Raw genomic sequence first — 13,763 nt, forward strand, 5'->3', positions numbered from 1 at the left:
CTGGTAGTGCTGCACGGCGAGCGGTCTGCGCGCGTGTGGTGCTGCGTCAGCTTCTAGCTATACACCGTCGCAGTGACTCACGCACGGTGGAGACCAAAAGTTCCCTGTCGGCGTAGCGGGGCACGGCACGGACGGCTCCGGCGAGGCCCAGGAAAGGGCCCGGCACCGCGCCGGGGCGGGAGCTTCCTACTCGTAGACGTGCGGCGCGAGGGTGCCGACGAAGTCCAGGTTGCGGTACTTCTCGGCGTAGTCCAGGCCGTAGCCGACGACGAACTCATTGGGGATGTCGTAGCCGACGTACTTGACGTCGATCTTGACCTTGGCCGCCGTGGGCTTGCGGAAGGCGGTGCAGATTTCCACCGAGGCCGTGCCGCGTGATTCCAGGTTGGTCTTGAGCCAGGACAGGGTCAGGCCCGAGTCGATGATGTCCTCGACGATCAGGACGTCCTTGCCCATCAGATCGGTGTCGAGGTCCTTGAGGATACGGACCACGCCGGAGGACTGGGTCCCGGAACCGTAGGACGAGACGGCCATCCAGTCCATCGAGACGTGGCTGTGCAGTGCGCGGGCGAGGTCGGCCATGACCATGACAGCGCCCTTGAGCACGCCGACGATCAGCAGATCGCGGCCTTCGTAGTCTTTGTCGATCTGGGCAGCCAGTTCGGTGATCCGGGACTGGATCTGCTCCTTGGAGTACAGAACGTGCTTGAGGTCTGCCTGGACGTCGTTTGAATCCACCAATGACTCCTGTGTAGATGCGGGGCGTGTAGATGCGGGGGCGACTATATTTGGGGCGGCTTTTGAGGCCGGAATACAAGCTTCCCACAGCGGGCGCCCTCCCGGTGAACACCGGAGGGGGCGGACTGGTCCTCGGCGAGCAGCTGGGCGAGGGACAAGCGGTAGACGCTGACCCCGCCGGGGAGTTCCACCGGACCCGCCGATCCGTGCCGGCGCAGCAGGGCCTCCGCCGCGAGGAGGCGCTGGTAGCTGGGCTGTTGACCGCCGACGGCGGCGGCCGCCTTGGCGATGACCCGGAACCTCACGGCCGGAGCCAGTTCGCGTAAGGCTGTCTCCGGGAGGCTGATGCCGGCTGCCGACCGCTCCTGCAGCCGGGCGAAGGTGCCGTTCGCCACGTCCTCGAGGTAGTCGGCGTCGAGCTGCAGGATGGCGGCGGTCCGGGCCAGCGACTCCGCGACGCCGGGGCCCAGCTTTTCCTCCAGCACGGGCAGCACTTCAACGCGGGTCCGGGATCTGGCGTAGGCGGGGTCGGCGTTGGACGGATCGTGCCAGGGTTCCAGGCCCTCGACGGCGCAGATCTCCAGGGTATCGGCACGCCGGAGGCCCAGGAAGGGCCGCAGCAGGCGTCCGCGGGCTGGCCGCATCCCGGCCAGTGACCGGGTGCCCGAGCCCCGGGCCAGGCCCAGCAGGACCTGTTCGGCCTGGTCATCGAGGGTGTGCCCGAGCAGGATCGCGCCGGCACCGGTGCGATCCGCTGCCTCTTCCAGGGCGGCGTGCCGGGCCTGCCGGGCGGCAGCTTCCGGGCCCATGCCGGCGGCAGCGACGTCCACGGTCCGGATTTCGACGGGGGCGAGTCCCAGCTCGCGCAGCACCTCGGCCGTGGTGGCGGCGACCCCGGCGGAGCCCGGCTGCAGCTGGTGGTCGACCACCACCGCGCCGACAGAGACGGGGTGGCCCTCAACGTGCCCCCGCCGGGCGAAATACGCGGCGACGGCGGCCAGGGCCAGCGAGTCCGGTCCCCCGCTGCAGGCAACCAGGACGCGTTCCGGATAGCGGGCTTCGGCCAGGGCGTCCTGCAGCATTTTCCGCGCGGCGCCGACGACGGGAGCCAGCCGCCCTGGCCGGCGTCGTCCGCTGGCAACGGAAGGAGAAGCGGCGGGTGCGGCATGCCCCGCGGGCACGGGTTTGCCGGCGGTCACGGGATTGCCGGCGGGTGGATTGCTGGCGGGCACGGTTATTAGAGCCCCATCCGGTCGAGCCACAGCTTGGAATCGTGGATCTCGGCCTCGGTCGGCAGCTGGCCGGCGGACTCCCAGACCCTGTTGAAGCCTCCCATGCCGGCCACTGCCACCACTTCCCGGACGAACTTCGCGCCGTCGCTGTACTGGCGCATTTTGGCGTCGAGGCCCAGGAGGCTGCGGACGAACTTCTCAATCACGCCGCGGTCCTTGTCCCGGGAGTTGAAGCGCTGCCGGATGGTTTTCACGGACGGTACGATGCTGGCGTCGACGGCGTCCATCACCACATTGGCGTGGCCTTCGAGCAGGCTCATCAGGGCCGTCAGGCGGGAGAGCGCCTCCTTTTCCTCCGGGTTCTGCAGCAGGTCCAGGATGGCTCCGCGGCTGGGGGCGGCGCCTGCTGCGGTGCGGTCCTTGAGCGATTTCGCTGCCGCCGAGGCGCGCTCCATCAGGGAATCGACGTTGCCGAGGAGCAGCCCGCTGAGGTTTTCGATCTCGTCCAGCATGTGGTGCCGCAGCCAGGGCGCCGCGGCGAACTGCACCCGGTGGGTCTGTTCGTGGAGGCAGACCCAGAGCCGGAAGTCCTCGGGTTCGACGTTGAGCTCGCGTTCCACCGAGATGATGTTGGGCGCCACAAGCAGCAGGCGTCCCGCGGCGGGGGCAGACGAGCTCTCGGCGAGGGCGGAGAAGGGGTCGTACTGGCCGAGGACCTTGCTCGAGAGGAACGCCAGGATGGCGCCAAGCTGGCTGCCGGTGATGGCGCCGCTGACGCTGGCAGCACCGGGGCTCAGGGTGCCGCGGTGGCCCTCGAGCATTTTTTCCATCGCGGGTTTAAGCATGACGGCGAAGCTCTGGGTGTTGGCCCTGGCCCAGGAGGCCCGGTCCACCACGAGGACCGAGGAATCCCGCAGGTCCCTGGCGGCCTCGAGGCCGGTGATGTCATGGACGTAGGGCACCGAACGGTCCGCCATGAGGCGCAGGTTCGCCACCGCGGCGGCGATCTCGGCCGGTTCCAGCACGGGACCGGGGGGTGTCAGCCTCGCGGCGGTGGACGCGGCAAGGTCCCAGTTGATCAGGGCTTGGGCTTGGGCAGACGTCTCGCGTGCAGAGGACTCCATAGGGTCCATCACATCACAACGGTCCGACTGTCCGCCTTAAACCTGGCTGCTCGCCTTCAACTCGCCTTAAATTCGTCCGGCTGCGAACGGCAAGGGACGCCCGGGCGGGCGGAAGCGCGTCCCGACGGCGCTTCCTGTCAGCGGCAGCCGCAGCCTGCCAGGACGGACGCCGTGCGGTCCAGTGCCGTCTTGTTGGCTGCGCCCGGGGCGAGGCCGTTGCCGATGAACGAAAACACCAGGAGCCGGCCGTCGGCGTCGACCACGTAGCCGCTGAGGGCGATCACGGTGTTCAACGTCCCGGTTTTGGCGCGGACCAGGCCCGCCCCCCGCGCGGTGGACGCGTCGGTGTAGCGGTCCCCGAGCGTGCCAGTGAGTCCGGCGACGGGGAATCCGGCCAGGGCCGCCCGGAGCCGGGTGTCCGTCCCGGAGGTGATGGCGCGGACCACTTCCGCCAGCTGGCGGGCGGAGACCCGGTTGGCGAGCGCCAGGCCGGACACGTCGGCGGCGCGGAGCGTGGCCGTGTCCACGTCGAGCTCGCCGAGCTGTTGCAGCACGGCCGCGGCGGCGCCGTCGTTGCTGGCGGGCTTGCCGACGGCGAGGGCTGTCATCCGGCCCATCACCTCGGTGAGGTAGTTGTCCGAGGTCCGCAACAGCAGATCCACCTGCTGGCCCACCGTGGCCGACTGGACCTCGGCCAGCACCTTGGCCTCCCCCGCTGATCCGGCCGATCCGGCCTCCTCGGCTGATCCGGCGGGGGCGCGTACGACGCCGGGCGCCACCGTGAGCCCGGCCGGCGCTCCGGCCGCCGATAGCTGCGCCCAGAACGCCTCGGCGGCAGTCATGGCGGCGTCCTGGGGGCGTGGCCCGGTGGTCTTGGCGGGGTCGAACCGGGCAGAGTTCAGCGCCAGCGGGAACAGCGGGGCCATCTCGCCGGCTGCAACGTCCTCCGCGCTCCAGGCCGGGTTGAGGGACGGGCCGGTAAAAAGGGAATCATCCAGCAGCACGGTCACGGTGCCGGAGACGCCGTCCGCCTGGAGGGCCCGGACGGTGGACTGCGCGAGCGTGGCGAGCCCGGCATGGCCCAGGACGGCTTCCGGGGCGGAGTCGCCGGCGCCCAGGAGCACGTCTCCCCCGCCGGCGAGGATGACAGTGCCTGGGGCGGAGCCGGCCAGGACCCGCGTGCTGAACCGCCGGTCCGGGCCGAGGGTCCGCAGCGCTGCGCTGGCCGTCAGGAGCTTCATGTTGGAGGCCGGAACCCTGACCTTGTCCGCGGAGCGGTCAAAGAGCAGCTTTCCGGTGGCGGCGTCCTGCACTACCCCGGTGAAGGTTCCGGCGCCGTCGGTCTTCAGGGTTTCATTGAGCTGGGCGGCCAGGGTGCCGGGCTCCGGGACGGGTGCGGCAGCGCTGAGCGGTTCAATCCCGGCGCCGCTGCGGGCGGCCAGGGCAGCCGGCGGCTGCTGCCACGGCGGGGCGGACGCGACGGGTTCCGCGGAGGCATTGTGGCCAAGGAAAGCCGGGGCGATTATGAGGCCCGCGGGAACGGCGAGCGCCAGGACCAGGAGGGTCAGGAGCAGCATCGGGACGATCCCCCGGAGCGGGCCGGGCACCTGGTCCGTGCCTGCGCTGCCGGTTCTGAGTTTCATGCTGCTGTTGGTCCTTCGGTCCTGACATGTCCCCGCTAGTTCCTGAAACCAGGGCCTCTCGCTATATCCTCAATAGTAGTCGGCGGCAAGTGCAGTCCTTTCTGCGCGCCGCGCACCCCCTGAATCCGTCGAGGAGCATTCCATGAAGCATGACGTGACCATCGAGATCCCCAAGGGATCACGCGTCAAGTACGAAATTGATCACGAGACCGGCCGCGTCCGCCTGGACCGCGTGCTGTTCACCTCCATGCAGTACCCCACGCACTACGGTTTCTTCGAGAACACCCTGGGCGAAGACGGCGATCCGCTGGATGCCCTGGTGCTGCTGCAGGACTTCGACCTGCACCCCGGCGTCATCGTTGAGTCCCGCCCCATCGGCGTGTTCAACATGACCGACGACGGCGGCGGCGACGCCAAGGTGCTCTGCGTGCCGGCCGACGCCCGCTTCGATCACATCAACGAGATCGGCGACGTCAGCGAGTACCTGATCAAGGAGATCGAGCACTTCTTCACCCGTTACAAGGACCTGGAGCCGGGCAAGTGGGTCAAGGCCGAGGGCTGGGGCGACCGCGCCGCGGCCGAAGCCGAGCTCGAGGCTTCCATCCAGCGCTACGTACCGCACACGCACTAACCTTCGCCCGCCCCGCCAAAGCGCGAACGGACACTTGGGGCCCCGACCGCTTGACTTTGCCGAGGGCTTTAGGGGCCTCGAGTGTCCGTTCGGCGGTTGTCAGTGGCGCGCCGGTAATGTGTGGAATCGTTGGCTCATGAACACCAGCCCTGCCTTTGATCCGCTCTGCGGTCCGATCACCGGATGGCGGGACGGTGACGTGGTGCGCGCCACGGGCATTCCCTACGCCACAGCCGGACGTTTCCAGGCTCCGGTGAGTGCACCCGACTGGACCGGCGTCCGCGCTGCAACGTTCCTCTCCCCGGCGTGCCCGCAGGGACCGGTGCCGTTCCTGGACGACATCCTCGGCACCCGTTACGGCGAGCTCCCCGGCAGTGAGGACTGCCAGCGCCTCTCGATCACGCTGCCGGCGGACCTCGATAAAGATGAGCGGGTGCCGGTCATGGTGTGGCTGCACGGCGGGTCCTATACGTCCGGCTCCGGGGACCTGGCAATCTTCGACCCCAAGGCCCTGGTGGCCGAGACCCGGGTCATCGTCGTTTCCGTGACCTACCGCCTGGGCCTGTTCGGATACCTGGCCACCGGCACGGGCCGGCCCGCCAACCTCGGCCTCCTGGACCAGCTGGAGGCGTTCCGCTGGGTGCAGCGCAATATCGGCGCCTTCGGCGGCGACCCTGGTCGCGTCACCGCTTTCGGTCAGTCTGCGGGAGGCGACGCCGTCGCCCACCTCATGGCGACGGCGGACGCACCATCTCTGTTCCAGCGCGCCATCATTCAAAGTGCACCCCTGGGCATTTCCCGGGGAAGGCAAAAGATGAACACCGCCATGGGGATCGCAGCGGAAGCCGTCACCGATGACACGCCGGCCCTGGACGTCGTCGCCATTGAGGAAAAAGTGGCGCACGTGGCCCGAAGGTTCGGCCTGACGGCTGCCATGCCGTTCGGCACGCAATACGGGCACTCACCCCTGCCGGCCGAATCCGGAATTGAGGATGCGTGGAACACGGCCGCCCCGGAGATCGAGGTCCTGATCGGGCACACATCCGAAGAAGCCCGGCTGTTCCTGCCGGGCAACCCGCATTTGAGCCGGGTGGCCAGGGTCCCGGTCCTCGGTAGCGCCATCCTCAAGATCATCAGCTGGGCCGTGACGGAAACGGTCTATGGCAGATCAGCCAGGAGGTTTGCCCGGCGGCATTCGCAGGCGGGAGGCAAGGCTTACAGCTACGTACTGTCATGGGGCGCGCCGGGAAATTTCTACGGGGCCGCCCATACCGTTGATCTGCCGCTGCTGTTCGGAGACCAACGGACCTGGGAAGGTGCAGGGCTGCTTACCGGCGCCACCTGGGAGGAAATCAACGCACAGGGCCGGGCCCTCCGCGCTGTTTGGGCCCGTTTCGCCTACGGGGACGGCCTTGGCAGCCGGGGCGAGATCCCCGGGGCACTCCGGTACCGCGCGGTCTGAGCCGGATGGTCTGAGCCGGGCGGTCCGAGCCGGGCGGGCGGTAGATTGCTCGTATGCCCATGCCGCTGACCACTATCCCGGGCGGATCCCGGTGAGGACCCTCGGCGTCGACTTTGCCGGACGCCTTCCTTCTCTTCCTTGCCGGGCACCTGAACTTCCGGGAGTCAGCGACTACGCCCGTGCCGTGGCTATCAGGGCCTCCATAGCCCGGATGGCCTTCTTGAGTTGGTCGGCAGTGACGGGGTTGTACCCGTAGCCGGCGCGAGTCTTCATGCCCAGCAAAGTGTTGAGGTGCTTTCCGGCCGCCTTGTCTACCGTCTTCAGAAGAGTCACAGCGTCGTTGTGATCTTGACCCTGGGCATACTCTCCGAGGGCTGCGATGCAAATTGCATCCGATGCAGCTATTCCGGCGTGCACGCACAGCGTCACAACCGCGTCCGCCACCTCTTGGTGCTCATCAACCAGGGCTAGCGCGTCGGTGGCTACCCGTTGGAACTGCTCGGCCTTACCCAGCCGACCTTTACGAACTGAATCGTCACCTGTAACCGTTCTCACCCGGGAACCCGGCTTGACCGCAGAGCCTGCCGGAGCCAGCCTGCCTTTCCTGCGATATCCAGGCCTTCCTTAGCGATTGACTCAAAGATCGGGGCAGGGCGGATCTCTCGTTCCCGGTACACCAAAGGGCGGGCGTCGTTGCCGGTCCAAGCGCTTATTTTCATCGCCAAGGCTGCGATTCGTTCCTCCGCCAGGTCGTCATCAACATCGTTCGGCAGGGCGATGAAAATATCAATATCGCTATCAGTTCGCATTTCGTTCCTGGCGGCCGAGCCGAAGATCTTTACTGCGCGGGGAGCGAATTCCCATGAACTGACTTCGCGTCGAATGCGATCGGCAAGCTGAGTTTTTGCAGTCGCCATCGCCACCACCGCATCGGCAATCAAGTGCTCACGGTTCAGATGGTACGTATGTGTCCTTCCCGCGACTCTTTCCAGAACAACACCGTGTTCGGTGAGGCGATTGAGTGCCTTACGTACGCCTGCGAGCGAGCCGCGTTCCGGCAACAGCTTGACGATCTGCGGAACAGTGAATTCTGCATCCGCTCGGGCAAGCACGTACAGCACGCCCATGTCTAGGGAGGGGCTGATCGCCGTAAGTGGGTTCTGTAACCGCATCCCAGGTCCTGTCATCTACTATTGTGCATTTAGATACACAATAGTGCATCCTCGGAGTCCACGTCTCCTGCTGTGCCGACGTCTACCCGGCGGCTTCGCTGAAATCCTGGAGCCTGCCCGCCCGCGGTTACAAGGGACGGGGGCGCAACGGAAACGGCGCTTAGGCACGACGACGTGGCTACTGGAGCCGCAGCGACCAGCCCCTGATCTCCGCCGGGTCCTCGCCGTGGACGCGGGTGTGGTCCCTGGCCCGCATCCGGCTGTCCTGCAGCGACTGCCGCAGCAGCGAATGCTTCTCCGACAGCCCGGGCACCCGGTCGATCGCATCGATGGCGAGCTGGAAGCGGTCGATCCCGTTGAGCATGGCCATGTCGAACGGAGTGGTGGTGGTGCCCTCCTCCTGGTAGCCGCGCACGTGCAGCCCACCATGGTTGGTCCGGCGGTAGGTGAGCCGGTGGATCAGGGCCGGATAGCCGTGGTACGCGAAAATGACCGGCTTGTCCGCCGTGAAGATGCCGTCGAAGTCCCGTGAGCCGAGCCCGTGCGGGTGCTCACTGGCATCCTGGAGCCGCATCAGGTCCACCACGTTGACCACCCGGATCTTCAGTCCGGGGACGCCCTGCTTCAGCAGGTCCGCGGCGGCAACAGTTTCGATTGTCGGCACATCACCGGCGCAGGCGAGGACGACGTCGGGCTCCTCGCCGGGGGTCTCCGAGCCGGCGAACTGCCAGATGCCGAGGCCGCGGCGGCAGTGGTGCGCGGCCTCTTCCGGGCCCAGCCAGGTCGGTGATGGCTGCTTGCCGCTGACCACGATGTTCACATAGTCCCGGGAACCCAGGCAGTGCTCCATCACGGCCAGCAGGGTGTTCGCATCCGGCGGCAGGTAGACCCGGATGACCTCGGCCTTCTTGTTCACGGCGTGGTCGATGAAGCCGGGGTCCTGGTGCGAGAAACCGTTGTGGTCCTGCTGCCAGACGTGCGAGGACAGCACGTAGTTCAGCGAGGCCACCGGCCGGCGCCACGGCAGCTGCCGGTGGACCTTGAGCCACTTGGCGTGCTGGTTGAACATCGAATCCACGATGTGGATGAAGGCCTCGTAGCAGTTGAAGACGCCGTGCCGGCCGGTCAGGAGGTAGCCCTCCACCCAGCCCTGGCAGAGGTGTTCGCTCAGCACCTCCATCACGCGGCCGGCCCGGGCGATGTGCTCGTCCAGGCTGTCGATCCGGTACTGCCAGACCTTGTCCGTGACCTCGTAGACGTCCTGCAGGCGGTTGGAGGCGGTCTCGTCCGGGCCGAAGAGCCGGAACGTCGCCGGGTTCAGCGCGATCACATCGCGCAGCCAGGAGCCGAGCGTGGTCATCGGGCTGATGCGTTCGACGCCCGGTTCGGGGACGTCGACGGCGTGCCGGGCGTAGCCGGGCAGCTTGAGCGGGCGCAGCAGGAGTCCGCCGTTGGCATGCGGCGTCGCGCTCATCCGCAGCTCCCCGGCCGGCGCGTTTGCGGCGATCTCCGGGTTCAGCCGGCCCCGCTCGTCAAAGAGCTCTTCGGGGCGGTAGGACTCGAGCCACTGCTGCAGGTGGGACAGGTGGTCCGGGTTGGTGCGGACCTCGTTCAGCGGGACCTGATGGCTGCGCCAGGTGCCCTCCACCTGCAGCCCGTCCACCATTTTCGGCCCGGTCCAGCCCTTCGGGGAACGCAGCACGATCATCGGCCACCGCGCGGCGGCGGCGCCGGCGCCGGAGTGGTCGGTCTCCGTGTCGCCGTCGCGGCGCCGCGCCTGGATCGCCCGGATTTCCGCCAGGCACTCGTCGAGGGCGGCGGCGAAGGCCTGGTGTGCGGCAGCGGTGTCGTCCGGGTCAGCCACCGTCACGAAGTGCGGCTCATGTCCGTAGCCGCGCAGGAGCTGCTCCAGCTGGGTCTCGGGCATCCGGGCCAGGATGGTGGGGTTGGCGATCTTGTAGCCGTTCAGGTGCAGGATGGGCAGCACCGCGCCGTCCGCGGCCGGGTCCAGGAAGTTGTGGGAGTGCCAGCCCGCGGCCAGGGGGCCCGTTTCCGCCTCACCGTCGCCGATCACGACGGCGGTGATCAGCCCGGGGTTGTCGAAAACAGAGCCGTAGGCGTGCGCCAGCGAATAGCCGAGCTCACCGCCCTCACTGATGGATCCCGGGGTTTCCGGAGCGGCGTGGCTGGGGATTCCGCCGGGGTAGGAGAACTGCCGGAACAGCTCCGCCATGCCCTGCCCGTCGTCGCCCACCTGGCCGTAGATCTCGGAGTAGGTGCCCTCGAGCCAGGCGTTCGCCACCACTGCGGGACCTCCGTGGCCCGGCCCGGCGACGAAGAGCATTGGCTGCCGGTCCCGGCGGATGACCCGGTTCAGGTGGGCGTAGACGAAGTTGAGCCCCGGCGTGGTGCCCCAGTGGCCCAGCAGCCGGGACTTCGTGTCGCCGGCGCTGAGGGGTTCCTTCAGCAGGGGGTTTGAGCGGAGGTAGATCTGCCCCACCGAGAGGTAGTTGGCGGCCCGCCACCAGCGGTCCACCAGGGCCAGTGCTGCTTCATCAAGGGCGTTGCGGGAGGCACCGGCCGGCTGCGCCCCGACGGCCCCGGCCGGACTCAGCCGGGGGTTCCCGGTCACGTCATCGTTCACGTCGCTGGTCACTTCGGTCCTCGCTTCGCTCGGGCCCCCGGCGGTGGGGTGTCCTCCATCGCAACACGTCCCCGGACGGGACACAAGGCCGGCGGCGGCGGGCCGGCCCGCTCTTGCCTCCGATTTACCAGCAGGTAGTGTTTGATCCAGAATGTTCACGCTGACCATCAACCAAACCGACAGCCGGCGCGACGGCGACCGCGTGCCGCAGCTCCTCAAGGACCTGCGGCACATTCCGGCGCGCCTCGATTTCGACCGCTCGGTGGAGGACGAGGTCCAGGGCATTGTGGACTGCCCGCACCAGGCCGTGGAAGCTGCGATGATCGCACTGCGCAGCGGCAGCTGGTACGTCGGAATCGGGGTGGGGCCGGTGAACGAACCGCTGCCCAACCAGATCAAGGATGCTTCCGGCCACGGGCTGATCTATGCGCGGCGGGCCGTTGACCGGCTGCGCAACGGCAAGGACCGGCTCCCGGTGGCGGTGGAAGGCCCGTTGGCGGACCTCGCGGCGGAATCGGAGGCCGTGCTGCGGCTGCTGGGCCATATTGTTCACGGCCGGAGCCAGGCGGAATGGCGGGTCCTGGACCTGTTGACTCCGGGCGTCCGCGGACAGCAGAAAGCCGTCGCGATGGAACTCGGCATCACGACGCAGGCGGTCAGCAAGGCCGTGGCCCGGGCACAGTGGAACGAGGAACACGCCGCACGGCCCGCCGCCGCCCGGCTGTTGGGCCTCATCCTGGAGGTCCGCTGACCGGTTCGGCGGCGACAAAGGGCTGCAGGGCCGGGGGCGCTGGACACTCCTCGTAGAGCACAGCCCCAATAAAGGCGGCAGTTTCCTAAACGAGGAGGCTGCGCAGCACGTGGGCTGCGCCGTCGTCGTAAACGGAGTGGGTAACCTCGTTCGCGGCGGCGATGACCTCCTCCGGCGCCTGTCCCATGGCCACCCCGCGGGCGGCCCACGTGAGCATCTCGATGTCGTTCCGGCCGTCGCCGACGGCGATCGTGCGGTGTGCCTCGATGTCCAGCCGGCCGCGGAGCTGCTCCAGGGCGCTGGCCTTGGTGACGCCGGCGGCGGCAATGTCCAGCCAGGCTGTCCAGCCGACCGAGTACGTCACCCCGGCCAGTCCGATGTGCCGGATTGCCGTGTTGAACTCCTCGGGCGTGTTTTCGGAGCTGAACACCACCACACGCACCGCGGTGGCCTCCAGCATGGTCTGGAAGTCGACGCCGATGGCCTCCACGCCGAAGCTGGCGTCCTGGAAGCGCTCGGTGGAGAGGAAGTTGCCGTCTTCGTCCTCCAGCGCGTACTTGGCCGTGGGCAGTCGCTTGCGCAAGGCGCGGAGGACCGGACCCGGGTCGAAGGTTGCCTTGTGGAGAACCTCGTAGCCGGCGGACAGGCTGGAATCGAGACGAAGGGTCACGCCGCCGTTCGAACACACGGCATAGCCGTTCTCGATGCCGATGTGCTCGATGATGGGTAGCGTGGCGTTGAGTGAGCGGCCCGTCGCGATCATGACGTGGTGGCCGGCGGCCACGACATCCTGGGCCGCCTCGCGGACCGGGACGGACATGTGGCCGTCGTGGTCGACCAGCGTGCCGTCGACGTCGAGGGCGATCATCAGCTTGTGGCCGTTGTTGTTCTGGTTGTTCTGGACGTTATTTCGCCGGTCATCGTTGCCGGCGACTGAGGTTTCAGTCAATGTTGTCATCTCACAAGTAGAGCAGACGCCCCCGACAGCCGCTAGGATCTACGCCACAGCACGCGGTGAACTCGGCGTGAACGCTGCGGGGCGTCGGGGGTTGGGGGGACCGCTACAGGACCGGGAAGACCGTCATTCCGCCAAGGTACTTCTGCAGGGCCGCGGGGACGTTAACGGAGCCGTCCGGGTTCTGGTGGTGTTCCAGGATCGCCACGATCCAGCGGGTGGTGGCCAGCGTGCCGTTCAGCGTGGCCACGGCACGGGTACCCTTGGGGGCCCCGTCCTCGTTCAGCACGCGTTCGCGGATGTTGAGCCGGCGTGCCTGGAAGGTGGTGCAGTTGGAGGTGGACGTCAGCTCGCGGTAGGCGCCCTGGGTGGGGACCCACGCCTCGCAGTCGAACTTCCGCGCGGCGGAATTGCCCAGATCTCCTGCGGCGGTGTCGATCACACGGTACGGCAGCTCGCACTTGGCCAGCATTTCCTCTTCCCAGGCCAGCAGGCGGGCGTGTTCGGCGGCCGCTTCCTCCACCGTGGTGTAGATGAACATCTCCACCTTGTTGAACTGGTGGACACGGATGATGCCGCGGGTGTCCTTGCCGTGCGAGCCGGCCTCGCGGCGGTAGCAGGAGCTTTGACCCGCATAGCGGATCGGGCCGGCGGAGAGGTCCAGGATCTCGTCCGAGTGGTAGCCGGCGAGGGCCACTTCCGAGGTGCCCACAAGGTAAAGGTCGTCTTCGGCGAGACGGTAGATTTCGGCGTCGTGCTTGACGTCGAAACCGGTTCCCTGCATGATTTCGGGGCGGACCAGCGTGGGGGTGATCATGGGCACGAAGCCGGCATCGATGGCCTGCTCCATGGCCATCTGCAGGAGTGCCATTTCCAGCCGGGCACCCACGCCGCGCAGGAAGTAGAACCGCGAGCCGGAAACTTTGGCGCCGCGTTCCATGTCGATGGCGCCGATCAGCTCACCGATCTCCAGGTGGTCCTTGGGCTCGAAGCCGGTGAATTCGCGAGGCGTGCCGACGGTCTTGACCACGATGTAGTCGTCTTCGCCCCCCGCGGGGACGCCGTCCTCGATGAGGTTGGGGATGCCGCGCAGCAGTTCCTCGTGGGCGGCCTGTGCGGCATCGGCCTCTGCGGAGGCGGCCTTGACCGACGCGGCCAGGACCCTGACGTCGGCAAGCAACGCCTGTTTTTCCTCGCCCTTGGCCTGCGCCACCTTCTTGCCGTAAACGTTTTGCTCGGCGCGCAGGTTCTCGAAGCTGATCAGCGCCGCGCGACGGGCCGAGTCCGCGGCCATGATCGCGTCCACCACTGATTCGTCGGCGCCGCGGGCGCGCTGGCTGGCACGGAACTTGTCCGGATTTTCGCTGAGGTCTTTTACATCGATCACCGGATAAGACTATCCAATCCGCGT

The 13,763-nt window shown here is 67.6% G+C and carries 12 protein-coding genes; 3 read left to right on the top strand and 9 right to left on the bottom strand.

Annotated elements, in window-relative coordinates:
• Window positions 1–186 precede the first annotated feature (186 nt).
• From hpt to dacB, 4 genes are all read right to left on the bottom strand, one after another.
• On the bottom strand, window positions 187–738 hold the full coding sequence (hpt, locus tag ABIB26_RS00545; protein ID WP_306913931.1) for a hypoxanthine phosphoribosyltransferase: 552 nt from the start codon (window positions 736–738) through the stop codon (window positions 187–189).
• 44 nt (window positions 739–782) lie between these two features.
• Window positions 783–1,820: a tRNA lysidine(34) synthetase TilS gene (gene tilS, locus ABIB26_RS00550; protein ID WP_354239265.1), complete on the bottom strand. Its 1,038-nt coding sequence runs from the start codon at window positions 1,818–1,820 to the stop codon at window positions 783–785.
• Between the two features lie 155 nt (window positions 1,821–1,975).
• Window positions 1,976–3,094, bottom strand: a complete 1,119-nt coding sequence (locus tag ABIB26_RS00555) for an Rv3626c family coenzyme F420 biosynthesis-associated protein (protein ID WP_354238584.1) — start codon at window positions 3,092–3,094, stop codon at window positions 1,976–1,978.
• A gap of 137 nt (window positions 3,095–3,231) precedes the next feature.
• Complete coding sequence (gene dacB / locus ABIB26_RS00560) at window positions 3,232–4,737, bottom strand: D-alanyl-D-alanine carboxypeptidase/D-alanyl-D-alanine endopeptidase (protein ID WP_354238586.1); 1,506 nt, start codon at window positions 4,735–4,737, stop codon at window positions 3,232–3,234.
• A 142-nt stretch (window positions 4,738–4,879) separates the two neighbouring features.
• On the opposite strand from dacB, the gene ABIB26_RS00565 reads away from it, so the two are divergent.
• Entirely contained in the window at window positions 4,880–5,368 is a 489-nt protein-coding gene (locus ABIB26_RS00565) for an inorganic diphosphatase (protein ID WP_354238588.1), read from the top strand.
• A gap of 136 nt (window positions 5,369–5,504) precedes the next feature.
• A complete protein-coding gene (locus ABIB26_RS00570) occupies window positions 5,505–6,830 on the top strand; it encodes a carboxylesterase family protein (protein WP_354238590.1) in 1,326 nt (441 codons plus the stop codon).
• A gap of 171 nt (window positions 6,831–7,001) precedes the next feature.
• On the opposite strand, the gene ABIB26_RS00575 is transcribed toward ABIB26_RS00570, so the two are convergent.
• The 3 genes from ABIB26_RS00575 to ABIB26_RS00585 all read right to left on the bottom strand — a co-directional run bounded on the left by ABIB26_RS00575 (window position 7,002) and on the right by ABIB26_RS00585 (window position 10,658).
• Window positions 7,002–7,163, bottom strand: coding sequence for a hypothetical protein (locus ABIB26_RS00575; protein WP_354238592.1), 162 nt, complete (start codon window positions 7,161–7,163; stop codon window positions 7,002–7,004).
• 218 nt (window positions 7,164–7,381) lie between these two features.
• Window positions 7,382–7,957, bottom strand: a complete 576-nt coding sequence (locus ABIB26_RS00580) for a nucleotidyltransferase domain-containing protein (protein WP_354239267.1) — start codon at window positions 7,955–7,957, stop codon at window positions 7,382–7,384.
• Between the two features lie 223 nt (window positions 7,958–8,180).
• On the bottom strand, window positions 8,181–10,658 hold the full coding sequence (locus ABIB26_RS00585) for a phosphoketolase family protein (RefSeq protein WP_502913597.1): 2,478 nt from the start codon (window positions 10,656–10,658) through the stop codon (window positions 8,181–8,183).
• A 139-nt stretch (window positions 10,659–10,797) separates the two neighbouring features.
• On the opposite strand from ABIB26_RS00585, the gene ABIB26_RS00590 reads away from it, so the two are divergent.
• The gene (locus ABIB26_RS00590) at window positions 10,798–11,397 is read left to right on the top strand and encodes a hypothetical protein (RefSeq protein ID WP_354238594.1); all 600 of its coding nucleotides are present in this window, start codon (window positions 10,798–10,800) and stop codon (window positions 11,395–11,397) included.
• Window positions 11,398–11,482: 85 nt separating this feature from the next.
• Here the strand turns inward: ABIB26_RS00590 and ABIB26_RS00595 are convergent, their stop codons facing one another.
• On the bottom strand, window positions 11,483–12,355 hold the full coding sequence (locus ABIB26_RS00595; RefSeq protein ID WP_354238596.1) for an HAD family hydrolase: 873 nt from the start codon (window positions 12,353–12,355) through the stop codon (window positions 11,483–11,485).
• Window positions 12,356–12,458: 103 nt separating this feature from the next.
• Entirely contained in the window at window positions 12,459–13,739 is a 1,281-nt protein-coding gene (serS, locus tag ABIB26_RS00600; protein ID WP_354238598.1) for a serine--tRNA ligase, read from the bottom strand.
• Window positions 13,740–13,763 lie beyond the last annotated feature (24 nt).

It is taken from the genome of Arthrobacter sp. UYEF20 (assembly GCF_040546335.1).
In the GTDB taxonomy this organism is placed as follows: domain Bacteria; phylum Actinomycetota; class Actinomycetes; order Actinomycetales; family Micrococcaceae; genus Arthrobacter.

Excerpts from the sequence above, each read along its gene's own strand:
- tilS (WP_354239265.1), bottom strand. The coding sequence starts at position 1,820 with ATGCTGCAGGACGCCCTGGCCGAAGCCCGCTATCCGGAACGCGTCCTG.
- ABIB26_RS00555 (WP_354238584.1), bottom strand. The coding sequence starts at position 3,094 with ATGGAGTCCTCTGCACGCGAGACGTCTGCCCAAGCCCAAGCCCTGATC.
- dacB (WP_354238586.1), bottom strand. The coding sequence starts at position 4,737 with ATGAAACTCAGAACCGGCAGCGCAGGCACGGACCAGGTGCCCGGCCCG.
- ABIB26_RS00565 (WP_354238588.1), top strand. The coding sequence starts at position 4,880 with ATGAAGCATGACGTGACCATCGAGATCCCCAAGGGATCACGCGTCAAG.
- ABIB26_RS00570 (WP_354238590.1), top strand. The coding sequence starts at position 5,505 with ATGAACACCAGCCCTGCCTTTGATCCGCTCTGCGGTCCGATCACCGGA.
- ABIB26_RS00580 (WP_354239267.1), bottom strand. The coding sequence starts at position 7,957 with ATGGGCGTGCTGTACGTGCTTGCCCGAGCGGATGCAGAATTCACTGTT.
- ABIB26_RS00590 (WP_354238594.1), top strand. The coding sequence starts at position 10,798 with ATGTTCACGCTGACCATCAACCAAACCGACAGCCGGCGCGACGGCGAC.
- ABIB26_RS00595 (WP_354238596.1), bottom strand. The coding sequence starts at position 12,355 with ATGACAACATTGACTGAAACCTCAGTCGCCGGCAACGATGACCGGCGA.